This window comes from Hydrogenophaga luteola (genome assembly GCF_042648585.1).
GTDB lineage: Bacteria > Pseudomonadota > Gammaproteobacteria > Burkholderiales > Burkholderiaceae_C > Hydrogenophaga > Hydrogenophaga luteola.
This window is the reverse complement of sequence record NZ_JBHRXX010000007.1, coordinates 650,076-664,517: the sequence shown is the minus strand read 5'-3', so window position 1 is coordinate 664,517 and position 14,442 is coordinate 650,076. Positions and strand designations below refer to the sequence as shown.

The window sequence follows — 14,442 nt, the reverse complement described above, 5'->3', positions numbered from 1 at the left end:
TCAATCCAGTCCGATGGCTCGACGGATCTCGTCCATCGTGGTTTCACCGGCCAGCACGCGCCGCCGGGCCAGCCGCTCCATGGGCTTGAGGCCACCGGCCTCGGCCAGCTCGCGCAGGCGCGCCCGCGGCGCTTCGGCCACGATGGCGTCGGCCAGTTCGCGGCGCACGGTGAGGATCTCGTACACCGGCACCCGGCCGCGGTAGCCGCTGCCGCGGCAGTGGTTGCAACCGGTGCCGTGGAACACCTGTTCGACCCCCTCGCCCAGCCAGCGGCGTTCTTCGTCCGTGGCCGCGCGGCTGGTCTTGCAGTGCGGGCAGATGCAGCGCACCAGGCGCTGGTTGATCACCGCCACCAGGTTCTCGGCCACGGTCTCCGCGTCCACGCCCAGCAGGCGCAGGCGGGGCACCACGCCGAAGATGCCGCCCACGTGCAGCGTCGACAGCACCAGGTGGCCGGTGGACGAGGCGTCCAGCGCGGCGCGCGCGGTCTCGGCGTCGCGCACCTCGCCCACCAGGATGATGTCCGGGTCGTGGCGCAGGAAGTGGCGCATGGCGCTGGCAAAGTCGTAGCCGGCGCGGCGGTTCACCTCGGTCTGGCAGGCGACCGGCACGCGGTACTCGACCGGGTCTTCCACCGTCAGCACGTTGCGTTCGACCAGCGGCTGCACCCGCAGCGCGGCGTGCAGCGTGGTGCTCTTGCCCGAGCCAGTCGGCCCGGTGATGAGGATCAGGCCGTGCGGGCGCGAGAACGAGCGCTCCATCTCGGCCACGTCCTCGTCCAGGAAACCCAGGTCCTGCAGGCGGTCGAGGTCGCTGCGCTCGGCCAGCAGGCGCAGGGCCATGCGCTCGCCGAACTCCGAAATCATGGTCGAGACGCGGATGGTGTAGGCCGCGTCCATCAGCTGGATGGTGAAACTGCCGTCCTGCGGCAGGCGCTGCTCGCTGGCGTCCATGTCGGCCTTGAGCTTGATGAAGGCCACCAGGCGGTCCAGCGACGGCGGCATGGCGAACATCGGGCGCAGCACGCCGTCCACCCGCATCAGCACGGTGCGGCTGTTGGCAGTGGGGGCCAGGTGCACGTCGGTGGCGCGCTCGCGCACCGCCGTGTGCAGGATCAGCTCCATCAGCCGCTCGGGGCTGAAGGCGTGGTCGCGGTCGTCCGACAGCTTGCGGATCTCGGCTGCGATCAGCTTCTCGACCGGGTTTTCCTGGAAGTAGTAGTGCTGGTGGATGGCGTCCACCACGGCGAAGAAATCGCCCTGCCAGAACACCGCCTCCTGGCCGACGCGGCGCTGCACCAGTGCCGACACCAGCTCGGGCTCGGCGTCGCCCAGCAGGATGCGGATGCGCTCGCCCTCGCGCCCGATGGGCAGGAAGTTGTGTGTCAGGCACAGGCTGCGGTTGAAGGCCGCGGCCACACCCTCGTCGATCGCGGGAGGCACGTCGCGGAACTCGATGCCGCGCTGCATGGCGAGATGGCGCGCCAGGTCCTTGGCGCTGAGAAAGCCCAGCTCCACGAGCATGCGGCCCAGCTTCTGACCCTCGACCGCCTGCTTCTGGCAGGCGTAGTCGATGTCGACCTGGGTGACCAGGCCGCTGGACATCAGCAAGCTGCCCAGGTTGCGACGGTCCCCTCCCGGCGTCACGCCGGTACCGTCACTGCTCTTGTACATAAAACTTCTCCAAAATCAGTCCACTCAATGGGTCGACCTTGCCCGTGGGTTCCAGACCGATGCCGGACTGGAAGCGCTGCAGGGCGTTGCGGCTTTTCTCGCCCCAGACGCCGTCGACGTCGGCCGGCAGCAGGCTGCCGTAGCGCGTCAGGGCGATCTGGAAGCGTGCCGCCGAGAGGCGGTCCTTGTCGTCGTAACCGGCGGCTGGCGCGGCCCAGGTGATCCATGGCTGGCCCTGGCGCGACTCCAGGCACACGTCGTCCAGCCGGGCCAGCCGGCCGCCCAGCAGGCGGTGCGCCAGCTCGGGCAGCGGCTGGGTGGTGAGCACCCGGTCCTGCGCCAACGAAGGCGGCGTGGCGCAGGCGCCGTTCGGCGTGGCGGCCGGCGCCTGCGCGGCGGCTTGAGGCGCCACAGCCGGTGCGGCTTGGGGCGCAGGTGCGGGGGCCTTTTCCGGTTCAGCGGCTTTGGCGACGGCCGCTTCAGGTGCCGCCGCGGGCGCAGCCACCGGCGACACCGCCTTGGCCTGCACGGGGAGCGCGCCCTGGTACCAGAGCACCGCCGCCACCGCCAGCACCGACAGGGCCGCCGCCAGCGGGGCCCAGCGGCGCACCGGGGTGGCCGCAGCGGCCACGGCCGGGACCACTGGTGCCGACGGCGCGGCCTCGGCGGCGCCTGCGTCGAGCTGGATGCGGCAGTCCTGGATGGCCTGCTTCATCAGCGCGGCGTCGATGACCTTGCCGTTGCGCGCCGCCAGGCCATAGAGGCAACGGTCCATGACCAGATGGACCTGGCGCGGCACACCAGCGGTTTCCTGCAGCAGCAGCTGGCACGCGTCGGCCTGCAGCAGCAGGCTGCCGTCGCTGCCCGAGGACTCGAAACGAAAGCGGATGTAGTCCGCGATCTCCATGCTGTTCAGCCCGTACAGCCGGGCGTGCTTGACCACCCGGCTGCGCAGCTGGCGCAGGCCGTGCTGCGCCAGGGTAGCCTCCAGCTCGGGCTGGCCGGCCAGCAGGATCTGCAGCAGCTTCTCCTGGTCGGTTTCGAGGTTGCACAGCAGGCGGATCAGCTCCAGCGAGCTTTCCGTGAGGTTCTGTGCGTCGTCGATGATGAGCAGGCAGGTCTTGCCCTCGCGGTGGTTGTCCAGCAGGAAGGTGTTCAGGACGTTGATGTCCGTCGCCATCGAGCCGGTGGCCTGCAGCCCGAAGTCCTGCAGCACGGCGGACAGCAGCTCGGGCCCCTGCAGGAAGGTGTTGAACACCAGGGCCGAGACCACCTGGCGCGGCGCCAGGTCGGCCATGAGGCGGCGCACCAGCGTGCTCTTGCCCATGCCGACCTCGGCGGTGAGCAGGCAGAAGCCCTTGCGCGAGAGGATGCAGTGCTCCAGCTCGACGCGCTGTTCCTCCAGATGCGGCGTGGTGAAGTAGCAGCCCGCGTCCGGCGTGTAGGGGAACGGGTTGCGGACCAGACCCAGGGTGGCGAGGTGGCTGTTGCGCGCGTTCATCGGGCGGCCTCGGACTGGCTGGCCTGGTCCAGCGCCGCGCGCAGCACAGTGGAGTTGGGGTTGTGCCGCAGCGAGCGCGCCAGCACCTCGCGGGCCTGGTCGGGCCGCTGTCCCTGGCGTTCGATGGAGGCCAGCGTCAGGCTGGCGTTCTCGTCGCCGGGCAGCTTCTCCAGCAGCCGGCGGTAGACGCGCTGCGCCCGCTCGGCGTCGCCGGTGCGGTAGGCGTGCCAGCCTTCGGCGCGCAAGCGCGCCAGCGAGCCTTCGGGCAGGCGGCTGCGAATGCCCTGCAGGTGGCGCTGCGCCTGCGCTTCGTCGCGCGCTTCCAGCGCACGGTTGAGCCCGTCGAACAGCTCGCTGATGTCTTCGTTGGACGCACCCTCGGTGGCACCACCGGTGGCACGCACCGTCACCTCCACCGGCGCCGGGCGCGCCTGCGACACCGGCTGGGCGGGGGCCGGCGCCGCAGCGGGTGCTGGCGCGGCCGCAGGAGCGGCAGCGGGCGGCGTGGCGACCGAGGGGGCGGGCTCGGTCGCGGCAGCGGCCGGGCGCACGGTCAGCGAGGTGGAGAGCATCAGCCGCGGCGGCACCGTCGGCAGGGGCGGCTCGACCACGGGCAGGGCCGCCACGGCGGCATGCGCAGCAGCGGACGAGGTGGCAGGAGCAGCGGCAGGCGCGGCGACCGGCAATGGCGCGACCGCAGCCGTGGGCAGGGGCGCCTCCTCGGCCGGCACCGGGACCATGGCCGCGGGCGCCGACGGCGCGGCGGTGGCGGCCACACCGGCCACCGGTTCGCGCTGCGACAGCAGCAGCCCCGCCACGATGCCCGCGCCGGCCACCAAGGCACCCAGCAGCAGAGGGCCGCGCAGACGGACGGGGGCGGCAGCCGGCACCGCCTGCACCGCGCGCGGCGCTGGGGCGGCCGCGCTGGCCACCACGGGAGCCGGGGCCTCCTGCTCGGTCTGCTTCAGTGCCTGGTAGATCAGACTCATAGCAGGCGCACGCGCAGCACGACGATCAGTTCGCGGGACGAGCGCGCATCGCCTTCCTGCGACACCAGCTTGCCGAACACCGGCACGTCGGCCAGGAAGGGCACGCCGCTGTTGGAGCCGGAGGACTTCTGGTCGATCAGGCCGCCGACCACGACCACGTCGCCGTCGCCCACGTTCAGCGTGGTGGTGAGGCCCTTGTAGGCGACCTGCGGCAGGCTGACCGAGTTGAACTGGTTGACCTGCACCAGCTCCAGCGTCTTGGGGTCCACATCGCTCTGCACCGGGTTGATCAGCAGCTCGATCTTGCCGTCGTCGCGCATCATGGGCAGCACGCCGACCATCACGCCCGAGAACACCGAATCGGTCTGCACTTCGGACGAGGTGGTGGTGGCGCCACCACCGATGTTGTTCTGCGCCGCGCTGGAGCGCGAGACGTACTTCAGGCTGGTGCCCACCGAGAGCATCGCGGGCGTGCCGTTGCGCACCTGGATGTTGGGATTGGAGAGGATGCGCAGGGTGCCGAAGTTGCGCAGCGCATTGATCACCGCCGAGCCGTTGGTGTCGGCGTAGCCGATGCCGCCGGTGGCCAGGCCGCTGGACGAACCGATGGCCCGCGCCGGAATGGTCAGGCTGCTGCCGGGGTAGCTGCCGCGCGAACCGGGCAGGCTGCCGTTACCGGTGGGTGAGAGGTTGAGCGCGTCGACGCCGAAGTTCAGCGCCAGGCGGCTGCGCAGCTGGGTCCAGTCCACACCCAGCTGGTAGCCGTCGCCCAGCTGCACGTCGATCAGCTGCGCCTCGATGTAGACCTGCTTGGTCAGCATGTCCTGGGTCTGCTTGATCAGCTTCTCCACCGCACGCATCTGCGACGGGCGGGCCTTGACGAACAGCGTACCGGAGGTGCGGTTGAGGGTGAAGGCCTGGTTCTGGTTGGGCTGCTGCACCTGGGTGGGTTCCTGCGGGGTGCGCGCGTTGGTGGCCGCCGTCTGCGACGACTCGTTCGCAGGGCGGTTCTCGCCCAGGATGGCCCGCAGGTTGTTCTCGATCTCGGTGTACGGGTCGGCCCGCTGGGTCGACGAGGCCGTCATCGACAGGGCGCCGGAGATGGCCGAGTTGGCATTGCTGGAGTTGGAGCCGAACACGTTGCCGCCGGAGTTCAGCGACATCTGCGAGTTCACGTTGAGGAAGTTCATCGCGAAGAACTTCTCCTCGTGCAGGCGGATGCGCATGGTCTGGTTGCGGATCTCGCCCGACACGTCGTAGCTGCGCAGCAGCTCGTTGAAGGCCTCGCGCAGGGACACGTCCTTGAGGAACATGTCGGTCAGCGCGCCCTGCTGCACCACCGCCGGCTCGACGATGAGGTTGACCTTGGCTGCGTCGGCGAACGCGGTCAGGATCTGGCTGATGGTGCCGTTGGAGATCGACACGCTGATGGTGCGGCCCTCCAGCGGGTCGTACTGCGGTGCCGGCGGCTCCAGCGCCTTGGCCGCAGCCGTCTTGCGCAGCTCGGCCAGCAGGCGCTCCTGCTGTTCCAGCAGCTTGCGCGACTCGGCCTGCGCCACTTCCTGGATGCGCCGCACCGACTCGGTGTCCGGGTCGCTCAGGTTCTTCGCGCTCTGCGGCGGCGGAGCCACGCAAGCCGACAGCAGCACCACCGAAAGGGTGGCGGTGGCCTTGACCAGTGCGGTCGTCGGGAAGGGCAGTTGGGTCTTTTGCATGGCAGTGGTGTGTGCGAGGGACATCGGAAAACGGGCGGCTGTGCTCAGGGCATGCTTCTTCTCAGCCAACCAGCAAGCTGCGCGGGCGACTCGGCCAGCACCACGTCGTCGGACGTGGACCGGATCGGGGCGTTGGGACTGGCGGCGCAGAGGCCCGCCGCGGTGTGGGGGGGGTCCAGGCGCAGGCCGTCACCGCTGCGGTCGTGCAGCGGCAGCACCAGCCAGTAGGCGACCGGCATGACGGTGTTGGCCGCGCAGTCGATGGCACCGGCCGGACCGGCGTCGCCGGTGAGGTGGGCGCGCGAGGTCGACAGCGCCAGCGAGGCGGCGTTGCCCAGACCGACGATCAGGTCGGTGACATCCAGCTGGGTGGCATCGCCGGCGGCGTCGCCGGTGCGTTCCACCGCCACCGCGAGGTCGGCGTCCGAGGCCAGCGTGGCGCTGGCGGCGCGGAAGACCGCATAGCGGGCCCGCAGCGATTCCTGCGGCACTTCCATGTCCAGCGCCACGTAGGGAAACCAGCCCACCTGGTTGCCGGCGGTGCAGTTGCCGCCGGTGAGTGATTCGTAGCCGGTCGCGGTGGCCCCGCTGTCCGGACACGGCAGGCGACCATGGCGCATGGCGAAGGCGCGCAGGCTGCCCTGCATCTGGCGCGCCAGGGACATCGCCCCTTCGCGCTCCTGCTGTTCGGACACGGTGTCGAAGGCGGTGAACGCGGCCCAGCTGACCAGCCCGGCCACCACCAGCACGATCGCCACCTCCACCAGCGAAAAGCCGCGCACGCGCCGCACACGGGCCGCGCGCGAAAGCGTGTGCCGGAGATGCAGGGACGTGCTCACTTTTGCGTTCCTGCCGGCGCCGGCAGCGGGCGCGCGTAAGACTGCACCTGCGCGGCGCTCTGGCTGATCTGATCGCTGAGGTCGCGCATCTCGGCCAGGATCGCCTGCCGGCGGGCGACGTCCTTGGCGTTCGAGCTGGACGCGATGGACTGCAGCTCCTTGCTCAGCGTCTGCACCCGGCCCGAGTAGCCGAGCATGTCGCGCACGGCCTTGAAATAGCGGGGATCGAACTCGCCGCGGCCCAGTTGCTCGACCTCGTCCATCACGGCCTGGGCCTCGGCGATCGAGACGTTCGGGCCCTTGGCCTGCAACGCGGCCAGCTTGGCGCGGATGCTGGCGCGCAGCTGGCGGCGCTCTTCGGGCGTGAGCCTGGAGCCGCCCGCCGCCGGTGCAGCGGCCGACGGGCCCGCAGCACCCGGCGCCGGGGCGCCCGCCACGGGCGAGGCCGGCTCAGCGGCGGAAGACTGGGCGGCCGCCGGCGCGGACGTCACCGGTGCACCTGTGGACGCTGCGCCGGAGGCCGAAGACGCAGCTTCACCGGCAGGCCCTGCCGCGGTCACTGGAGACGGTGCCGACGCGCTGCCAGCGGCGGGCGCGGGCGCCGAACCGCTGTTGGCCAGCCAGTACCCGCCCAGAAAGGCGAGCAGCACCAGGCCCAGTCCTGCCCCGGCAACGACCCCTTTGTTCATCAGTTGGCCTTTGCCTTCGCGGGGAAGGCGCCGAGCACGCGCAGCCGCTCCAGGGGCACCGCCACCACCAGTTCTTCCTTGCCGTAGCCGAAGGTCACCGCGCCGACCTGGATGGCACGCACCACCAGACCGTCGCCCACGGCATCGCCCACGCGGACCAGGTGACCGTCCACCACGGCCTTGCGCTCGGCGCCTTCGACGACCACGCTCACCTTGGGCAGCGGCACCGACGACAGCGGCTGGCGCACGTGGCCGGCGCGCGGCTGTGGCGCCAGCGCCGCCATCTGCGTTGGCGTCTGCGGCGGCAGCACGAACAGGCTGTCGTAGTTCTCCAGCGGGCGGATGCCCGGCGCGGCGGAACCGGCCGCCATCAGGCCCATGGGCCGGCGCGCCGCGGCGTCCAGCAGGGCCTGCAGCGAGACCTTGAGCTCCGCCTGGTCGGCCACCACCTGCGGCGAGAGAGGAGGCAGCGACATCTGCACCGGCGCCAGCGTGTGGCGCTCGACGCCGATGCGATTGCCGATCATCGCCGCGGCCAGCAGGAGCAGCGCTGCGGCGATCAGGCTCAGTGTGAGGGCAACGTATTTCATCGGGAGTTCTGTTCGGACATCAGCTGTTGCCACCCGACGCCACGCGGCGCAGGTGGTAGGCGAAAGCGCCCACGGAGCCGTCGTTGGGCGTGGTCGATTCGGCCTCCCAGCCCTGGGCCCTCAAGGCGCCCAGGAAGCGGCTGAGTTCGACGCTGGAGCCATTGGCCACCACACCGTCGATGCGGAAACGCGCCTTGGACGCCTGGTCGGCCTTGGCCAGCTGGACGCGCTGGATGCGCACACCGGCGCCGGCCGCCTGGCGCACCGTGGTGAGCATGCGCACCGGGTCGTGGGTGGCGGCAAAGCCCAGCTGGCGGGCGAACGCCAGATCCGCACTTTCCACCCCGGTGCCTCCGGCGGCGGTGGCCGCGGCCACGCGGGTGCGCAGCGGCTCCATCTCGTCGTTCAGCGCACGCACCGCCTGCCGTTCCTGGACCGCGGACTGCTCGGCGTACACGGCCAAGCCGCCCAGCCCCAGCGCGACCACGGCCACCATGGCGGCCAGGGGCAGCACATAGCCCTCGCTCAGCCAGGCCAGACGCTGCAGACCGGAGGCGACGAAGCCGCGCACCGGCATGCTGGCCAGCAGGCCCGGCAGCACCGAAGCCGCCTTGCCGCCTTCGGTGCGGAAGGATTCGTGTGGCAGGAGGCGCGCTTCGAGACCGCCGAGTTCGGCGAGCCTGGCCAGCAGCGTCTGCTCGGTGCCCGCATCGTCGGTCCGCACGGCGCCCCATCGCACGCCTGCGGCACTCCGCCAGCCACTGGCGCGCAGCTGGGCCATCATGGTGCGCACCGGCGCCAGGTAGTCGGTCGCATCGGTGCCGATGGCCGCCGCCGTGGCGTAGTGCATCTTGTTGTCGGATTCGCCGTAGGCATGGATCTGCTGCCCGGTCCGCACCATGCGCAGCGGCTCGTCCTTGCCGGAGCCGGTGGTCAGCATTGCCACCAGCGGCACGACCATGCAGTGGTCGCGCTGGCGCTGAGCCCAGTCCTGGTGCCGCTGCCAGTCGTCCAGCGCGACCGCGGTGTAGAGCGTCTGGCAGCTGTCGGCGTGGCGCATCTGCTTGTGCACGAAGACCTGTATGGGACCTTCGACCGCGCCTTCGGCGCGCACCACTTTTTCAATCTGGGCCGCGGCGTACTCGGGCTTGCCCTTGGTGGACTGGATGCCGACCTGCGAGTCCGCAAAGTCGATCACCACCACCGCGGCGCCGGTGAGCTCGGGCCAGGGTGCGATCTCGCGCATCTCGCCAGCGGCGAAACGGAACCAGCCCTGCTGGGAGACTAGGAGAATCTGCTCGGGCTTCATCGGCTCACCAGGGGGAAGTACACGACACCGGCCATCTCGACGTTGAAGCCCCGGTCGTCCTGCAGCACCGGGGAGAACAGGCCGGCCCCGGGCGAGGCCACGGTCACGTCGAAGTAGTCGGCGGCAAACCATTGCGCACCGCTGGCACCGATCTGCTGCACCAGCAGGATTTCGGCGTCGCGGCGGCTGAGAAGGGCGGTGGTTCGCTGCAGCTTGCGGTTGGACCAGCGGGCGGGATCGAAACCCGCCTTGGCCACCATGGCCTTGATGTCCTCAGCGTCCTTGGCGTAGCGCTCGTGCTGCTCCAGCGCGGGCACCAGGCCGCGCAGCTGGGTCAGTTCGGCGCGCGCCGAAGCCGCTTCCGACCGGGCCTGCCCCAACCGGCCCACAGCCTGCCAGGCGAACCAGGCCGCCACCGCCAGCGCGAGCGTGGCGACGCCCAGCAGGACCAGGCGCAGACGTCGGGAGGCATCCATCACTGGTCCATCACCCAGTGGGCGGTGAGCAGGGTCACGCGGTCTTCGTCGTACTGACGGCCCTCGGCCGTGGCGCCGCCGGGGTTGTTGGCGCCGATGGCGGTGGCGTCGCCACCCACCTGGTTGTTGCCGCCGATGTTGCTGGCCACCGTGTTGTTGGCTTCCCAGGCGGTGCCGGGCGCGTTGGCGTCCACGGCCTGGGTGTGGCCGGCACGGCCCTGGATGCGGAAGCGGCCTTCGCGCGAATCGGGCTTGCCGTCGATCAGCTGGTCGAGGTAACGCGCCAGGTCGGGCGTGAGGCCACGCACCACCATCACGTTGCCGGCGCCGCTGGTCGTGCCGGCGGTGTTCCACTGGAAGCAGACCTGCACCTCGGTGGAGTTGCCGTTGGTGTCCTGGTAGACGTAGCGGTCCTCGTGGCCTTCACCGCGACCGGCGGGCATGCGCACGCCGTGGCGGGTCATGAGTGTGCGCAGGGTCTGCGCCGCCAGCGTGGCGTCACCGCCGCCGGTCTGACCAGCAGCGTAGCCCTGGCCCTCGCAGATCTTCAGTCCGGTGTTGCCGAAGTTCTCGGGGATGCCGGCCACTGCCTGCTGGCCAGGGCGCGCGCAGGCGCCGGAGCCACCGATCGACGTCTCGGCGCCATTGACCATGTAGGTCGGCGCCTGCTGGCAGTCGCCCACCACCGTGCCCGTGCGCTGGTAGTACTGGTCGTAGGCCATCTTCCACTGCTCGAGGAACTTGTTCGAGATCTTGGTGTACTCGGCGTTGCGCTGCACATCCTTGCCGATGGCGATGGCGCCGATGATCAGGCCGATCACCGCCAGCACCAGGGCCAGCTCGATCAGGGTGAAGCCGGCCTGGCGGGCGCGGCGGGAGGTCGAAAACTTCTTCATGGTGGTGTCTTTCGTTCCGCTGGGCGCTGGATCACTGGTTCATCTTGTAGATGGCGACCATCGTGACCACCTGGTTCTCGTCGAGACGTTCGTTGTCGCCAGAGCCAGAGGCCACGGTCGAATCAATCGAGTCGTCGTTGGTGCGGTTCCACTGCACGCCGGGCGCGTTGGCGGTGCCGTTGGCGATGGCCTGCTTGCGGAAGCGGCCTTCCTGGGCGTCGGGCTTGCCGTCGACCATCTGGTCGAGCATGCGGGCCAGGTCGGGGGTCAGGCCGGAAATGATCATCACGTTGCCCGCGCCTTCGGCCGAGGTGGGGTTGTTCCACTGGAAGCAGACCTGCACCTCCTGCGGGTTGCCGTTGCTGTCCAGGTAGACATAGCGGTCTTCGAAACCTTCGGCGCGGCCGGGGGGCATGCGGATGCCGGTCTGCGTCATCAGGGTGCGCAGGTTGGTAGCGGCAGTGGCGCCGCGGGTGGCCATGTTGGGGCCGTCGGCCTTGTCGCAGGTGCGGCCAGGCGGGGTCGCGCCAGCCATGTTGCCGCCCGACAGCGGCTGGCCGGCAGCAGCGGTGTAGGTGGCGCCATTGACCATCAGGCGCGGAGCGACCTGGTCGTCACCCACCACCACGCCGGTGCGCTGGTAGTACTGGTTGTAAGCCTGCTCCCACTGATCAATGAACTTGTTCTTGATCTTGGTGTACTCGGCGTTGCGCTGGACATCCTTGCCGATGGCCATGGCGCCAATGATCAGACCGATCACCGCCAGCACGACGGCCAGCTCGACGAGGGTGAAACCCGATTGCCGCTGTCGCCCGGAAGGAACGTGGCCGCGACGGAATCCATATTTCATTAGCTTCTCCGTGACAAGGATGCGATGGATGAAGCTTAGGAACTACAGATGTACGCAATCTGTCACAAGCTGTCACAACTCCTCAGAGGTAACAACTTGTTAGAAAAAGCGTGACAAATTCGTCGGCGTGAGGCCACGCCCCGCGCGCGGCTCAGGAATCGATGGCCAGGGTCGCGCTGAAACGGTAGCCGCGCCCGCGCATCACCGATATGGCCGACTCGTCCAGACCACAGGTCTCCAGCTTGCGGCGCAGGCGGCGCACCAGGGAGAACAGCGCGTTGTTCACGTCGGTCTCGGCGTCTTCCTCGGTCCAGAGCAGCCGCCGCAGGGTGTTCACCTCCACGATGGAACCCGGCGACTGCGCCAGCACCTGCAACAGCGCTGCCTCGCGGGGCGCCAGCCGGTGCACCTGACCGTCGAAGCCGGTCAGGGTGCCCTGGCGGCGGTTGAAGCGCACCAAGGGCGCTGCGGCCGGCGCCGCATCGGGCACGCGGCCGCTGCGCTGCACCACCGCCTTGAGCGCCAGCTCGACCTCTTCCATTTCGGCCGGCTTGAGCAGGTAGGCATCGGCACCCGCCCGCCAGCCGGCCAGCCGGTCGGACGAGGAATAGCGGCCCGACAGCATCACGATGCCCACCTCGGGGTAGGCCGACCGCAGCCAGCGCGCGATGTCGATGCCCGACTCGTGCGGCAGGCCCACGTCCAGCAGCAGCACCTGGGGAACCCGCTCCACCAGCAACCGCCGCAGCACGGCACCGTTGCCGGCCGAGCGGACCCGCCACTGGCCCGTCTCCTCCAGATAGTCGACCAGCGCCTCGCGCAGGTCGACAAAGTCCTCGCACACCAGCACATCCCACATCTGCGTCATTCGTTGTCTCCGACAAAGGTCAGCACCAGACCGAAGCTCACGTCGTCGTCCCGCTGCTCGAACTCGACATCGCCGCCACACAGCCGAGCCGTACCCCGCACCCAGTACAGCCCCAGTCCGGAGCCGGAATGCTGGTGGGCCAAAGGGGCGCGGTAGTACTTGCCAAACAGCCTCGCAGGGTCGGGGGCGCCCACCGGCCCGATCCGGTTGCTCACCCTGATCGTCAGGCCGACCACGTCGAAGACGCCGGTGCGCAGCTCGCACGCGCAGCGCACGACAGACTCCGGCGGCGAGTACTTCAGTGCGTTGTCCACCAGGTTGCGGACCATCATTTCCACCAGCGGGGCGGAGCCGCGCACCAGCCGTCCGGGTGCCCGGGGCCGCATTTCCGAGGCGTCCACCCGCGGCTCCTGCGCCAGCAGGTCCCGCAGCCGGCCCATCAGGGCGTCGGCCTCGCAGCGGTCTTGCACAAAGCCGGGCTTCTGCGCCGGGCCGTGACCGCCCATGAGGTGTTCCAGCTCGCTGACCGCCTGCACCTGCTGCAGCACGCTGCGCATCTGCCCGACGGAGGTGCCGATGCGCCGCAGGTCGCGCTCGATGGACTGGCCGGTGCGCTGTCCCACCCCGGCATCGCCCAACTTGCGCTCCAGGGCGCCTGCGGCCACGGCCACCACCGACAGCGGCGAGCGCATCTCGTGCATCAGCATGCCCAGGAAACGCCCGTCCTCCAGCCGGCGGCGGCGCTCGAACTGCACCTGCTGGCGCACCAGCGCCAGGGTGCGCTGCGTGCCTTCCTGCTCCCTGCCCAGCAGCTCGCGACGGCGCAGCAGCGTCAGGTGCAGCAGCACCGCGGTCATCAGGCTGATGAACACGCCGGGGTAGAGGTGCAGAAACCGCGCCTCGATCAGACCCTGGTGGGTGGCGTAGGCCAGCAGGAAAAACATGGTTGTGCTGATGGTGTTGATGCGCAGCAGGTTCAGCAGCACCACGTCGTCGCTGCGCACGAACACCACCGCAAGCCCCATGACCAGCACCGCCAGCGGCAGGATCAGGTTGCCGGCCTGCATCGCCAGATCGAAGCGGCCACCGATGGTCAGCAGCACCTGCAGGGGCAGGAACAGCATCAGCAGCGACTGCAGGTGCAGCAGCCAGGCCGGGGCACCGTATTCCCGGAACAGCAAGCGGTAGAACAGCGCACCGGTGAAGTACTGGGCGAAACCGAACCAGCTCGCCAGCTGGTCCGCCAGCAGGGGGTCGCCAGGCAGCAGGAACCGCCCGCCCAGGCCGAAGAAGAACACCATGGCACCCAGGGTGGCCAGCTGGAACCCGGCATTGGCCGCCCAGTGGCGGTCGCGGTAGGCCAGCGCCGCAACGGCGGCCGCCGCCGCCAGCACCAGCACGGCTCCGCAATACACGCCAAAGCCCACCAGCAGCACGGCGTTTTCGCGGTCGGCCACGGCGGGCTGGAGCACGCGCACACGGATGTTGTGGGCATTGAGCGTGCGCACCCGCACGAACACGGCCTGCCCTGCCACGGGTTTGAAAGCCACCGAGAACCCCAGGTCCAACCGGGACCGCTCCGGCGCCGGGTGGCGGTCGCCCAGCTGGAACAGGCGCCAGCCGGTCACCACCCCGGGGTCGGGCGTGTACACCCGGACGTCGTCGAGGTAGCTGGGCTGCACCACCACCACCGCCTCGCCCACCAGGCCGGGCGGCATCTCCAGGCGAAACCACTGCGCGGCTCTGGTGAAGCCGCGGGACACCTGGTCTGGCACGGGGGCAAACGCGCTGGTGGGCAGCGTGGTGACTTCGGTGATGTCGAGCTCGGCCCGCTGATCGGTGTACAGGCCGTGCCGCGCCAGGCTGGGTGCCCCGTCCACCAGCGACGACACCTGCACGTACATCACCACCATGCACAGGATGACCAGCACGCCGAGCAGAAAGCTGCTGGTGCCGCTCCAGCCCAGCGGAGCCGGTTGGTGCGGGGGCGCCTCGTCGGGAGGTTCGGTCAGAAAGAAGGCAGAACTGTCGGCGGGCATGGTGCGG

Annotated in this window: 13 protein-coding genes; all 13 read right to left on the bottom strand. The window is 69.9% G+C overall.

Annotated elements, in window-relative coordinates; genetic code table 11:
• Positions 1-1,674: a GspE/PulE family protein gene (locus tag ACFOPI_RS17940; RefSeq protein WP_382176781.1), complete on the bottom strand. Its 1,674-nt coding sequence runs from the start codon at positions 1,672-1,674 to the stop codon at positions 1-3.
• Positions 1,658-3,175 (bottom strand): AAA family ATPase, encoded by a 1,518-nt coding sequence (locus ACFOPI_RS17935; RefSeq protein WP_382176778.1) that lies wholly within the window; start codon positions 3,173-3,175, stop codon positions 1,658-1,660. The genes ACFOPI_RS17940 and ACFOPI_RS17935 overlap by 17 nt, the downstream gene beginning before the upstream one ends.
• Positions 3,172-4,164, bottom strand: coding sequence for a tetratricopeptide repeat protein (locus tag ACFOPI_RS17930; protein WP_382176775.1), 993 nt, complete (start codon positions 4,162-4,164; stop codon positions 3,172-3,174). Before ACFOPI_RS17930 ends, ACFOPI_RS17935 begins: the two co-directional genes overlap by 4 nt.
• The gene (mshL, locus tag ACFOPI_RS17925) at positions 4,161-5,879 is read right to left on the bottom strand and encodes a pilus (MSHA type) biogenesis protein MshL (RefSeq protein WP_382176773.1); all 1,719 of its coding nucleotides are present in this window, start codon (positions 5,877-5,879) and stop codon (positions 4,161-4,163) included. Before mshL ends, ACFOPI_RS17930 begins: the two co-directional genes overlap by 4 nt.
• A 44-nt stretch (positions 5,880-5,923) precedes the next feature.
• Positions 5,924-6,718 (bottom strand): type II secretion system protein, encoded by a 795-nt coding sequence (locus tag ACFOPI_RS17920; protein WP_382176770.1) that lies wholly within the window; start codon positions 6,716-6,718, stop codon positions 5,924-5,926.
• Positions 6,715-7,407: a hypothetical protein gene (locus tag ACFOPI_RS17915; RefSeq protein WP_382176767.1), complete on the bottom strand. Its 693-nt coding sequence runs from the start codon at positions 7,405-7,407 to the stop codon at positions 6,715-6,717. Before ACFOPI_RS17915 ends, ACFOPI_RS17920 begins: the two co-directional genes overlap by 4 nt.
• The gene (locus ACFOPI_RS17910) at positions 7,407-7,997 is read right to left on the bottom strand and encodes a hypothetical protein (protein ID WP_382176764.1); all 591 of its coding nucleotides are present in this window, start codon (positions 7,995-7,997) and stop codon (positions 7,407-7,409) included. The genes ACFOPI_RS17915 and ACFOPI_RS17910 overlap by 1 nt, the downstream gene beginning before the upstream one ends.
• A gap of 19 nt (positions 7,998-8,016) precedes the next feature.
• Complete coding sequence (locus tag ACFOPI_RS17905; RefSeq protein WP_382176762.1) at positions 8,017-9,306, bottom strand: hypothetical protein; 1,290 nt, start codon at positions 9,304-9,306, stop codon at positions 8,017-8,019.
• Positions 9,303-9,782: a hypothetical protein gene (locus ACFOPI_RS17900; protein ID WP_382176759.1), complete on the bottom strand. Its 480-nt coding sequence runs from the start codon at positions 9,780-9,782 to the stop codon at positions 9,303-9,305. The genes ACFOPI_RS17905 and ACFOPI_RS17900 overlap by 4 nt, the downstream gene beginning before the upstream one ends.
• A complete protein-coding gene (locus tag ACFOPI_RS17895) occupies positions 9,782-10,678 on the bottom strand; it encodes a pilus assembly FimT family protein (protein ID WP_382176756.1) in 897 nt (298 codons plus the stop codon). The genes ACFOPI_RS17900 and ACFOPI_RS17895 overlap by 1 nt, the downstream gene beginning before the upstream one ends.
• 31 nt (positions 10,679-10,709) lie before the next feature.
• Positions 10,710-11,528, bottom strand: coding sequence for a type II secretion system protein (locus ACFOPI_RS17890; RefSeq protein ID WP_382176753.1), 819 nt, complete (start codon positions 11,526-11,528; stop codon positions 10,710-10,712).
• A gap of 151 nt (positions 11,529-11,679) precedes the next feature.
• Positions 11,680-12,396: a response regulator transcription factor gene (locus tag ACFOPI_RS17885; RefSeq protein ID WP_382176750.1), complete on the bottom strand. Its 717-nt coding sequence runs from the start codon at positions 12,394-12,396 to the stop codon at positions 11,680-11,682.
• Entirely contained in the window at positions 12,393-14,435 is a 2,043-nt protein-coding gene (locus tag ACFOPI_RS17880; protein WP_382176747.1) for a sensor histidine kinase, read from the bottom strand. Before ACFOPI_RS17880 ends, ACFOPI_RS17885 begins: the two co-directional genes overlap by 4 nt.
• Between the last annotated feature and the right edge of the window lie 7 nt (positions 14,436-14,442).

Bases quoted from the DNA above. Each gene is read 5' to 3' on its own strand.
- ACFOPI_RS17885 (WP_382176750.1), bottom strand. From the start codon at position 12,396: ATGACGCAGATGTGGGATGTGCTGGTGTGCGAGGACTTTGTCGACCTG.
- ACFOPI_RS17930 (WP_382176775.1), bottom strand. From the start codon at position 4,164: ATGAGTCTGATCTACCAGGCACTGAAGCAGACCGAGCAGGAGGCCCCG.
- ACFOPI_RS17895 (WP_382176756.1), bottom strand. From the start codon at position 10,678: ATGAAGAAGTTTTCGACCTCCCGCCGCGCCCGCCAGGCCGGCTTCACC.
- ACFOPI_RS17935 (WP_382176778.1), bottom strand. From the start codon at position 3,175: ATGAACGCGCGCAACAGCCACCTCGCCACCCTGGGTCTGGTCCGCAAC.
- mshL (WP_382176773.1), bottom strand. From the start codon at position 5,879: ATGCAAAAGACCCAACTGCCCTTCCCGACGACCGCACTGGTCAAGGCC.
- ACFOPI_RS17940 (WP_382176781.1), bottom strand. From the start codon at position 1,674: ATGTACAAGAGCAGTGACGGTACCGGCGTGACGCCGGGAGGGGACCGT.
- ACFOPI_RS17880 (WP_382176747.1), bottom strand. From the start codon at position 14,435: ATGCCCGCCGACAGTTCTGCCTTCTTTCTGACCGAACCTCCCGACGAG.
- ACFOPI_RS17900 (WP_382176759.1), bottom strand. From the start codon at position 9,782: ATGGATGCCTCCCGACGTCTGCGCCTGGTCCTGCTGGGCGTCGCCACG.
- ACFOPI_RS17890 (WP_382176753.1), bottom strand. From the start codon at position 11,528: ATGAAATATGGATTCCGTCGCGGCCACGTTCCTTCCGGGCGACAGCGG.
- ACFOPI_RS17910 (WP_382176764.1), bottom strand. From the start codon at position 7,997: ATGAAATACGTTGCCCTCACACTGAGCCTGATCGCCGCAGCGCTGCTC.
- ACFOPI_RS17905 (WP_382176762.1), bottom strand. From the start codon at position 9,306: ATGAAGCCCGAGCAGATTCTCCTAGTCTCCCAGCAGGGCTGGTTCCGT.
- ACFOPI_RS17915 (WP_382176767.1), bottom strand. From the start codon at position 7,407: ATGAACAAAGGGGTCGTTGCCGGGGCAGGACTGGGCCTGGTGCTGCTC.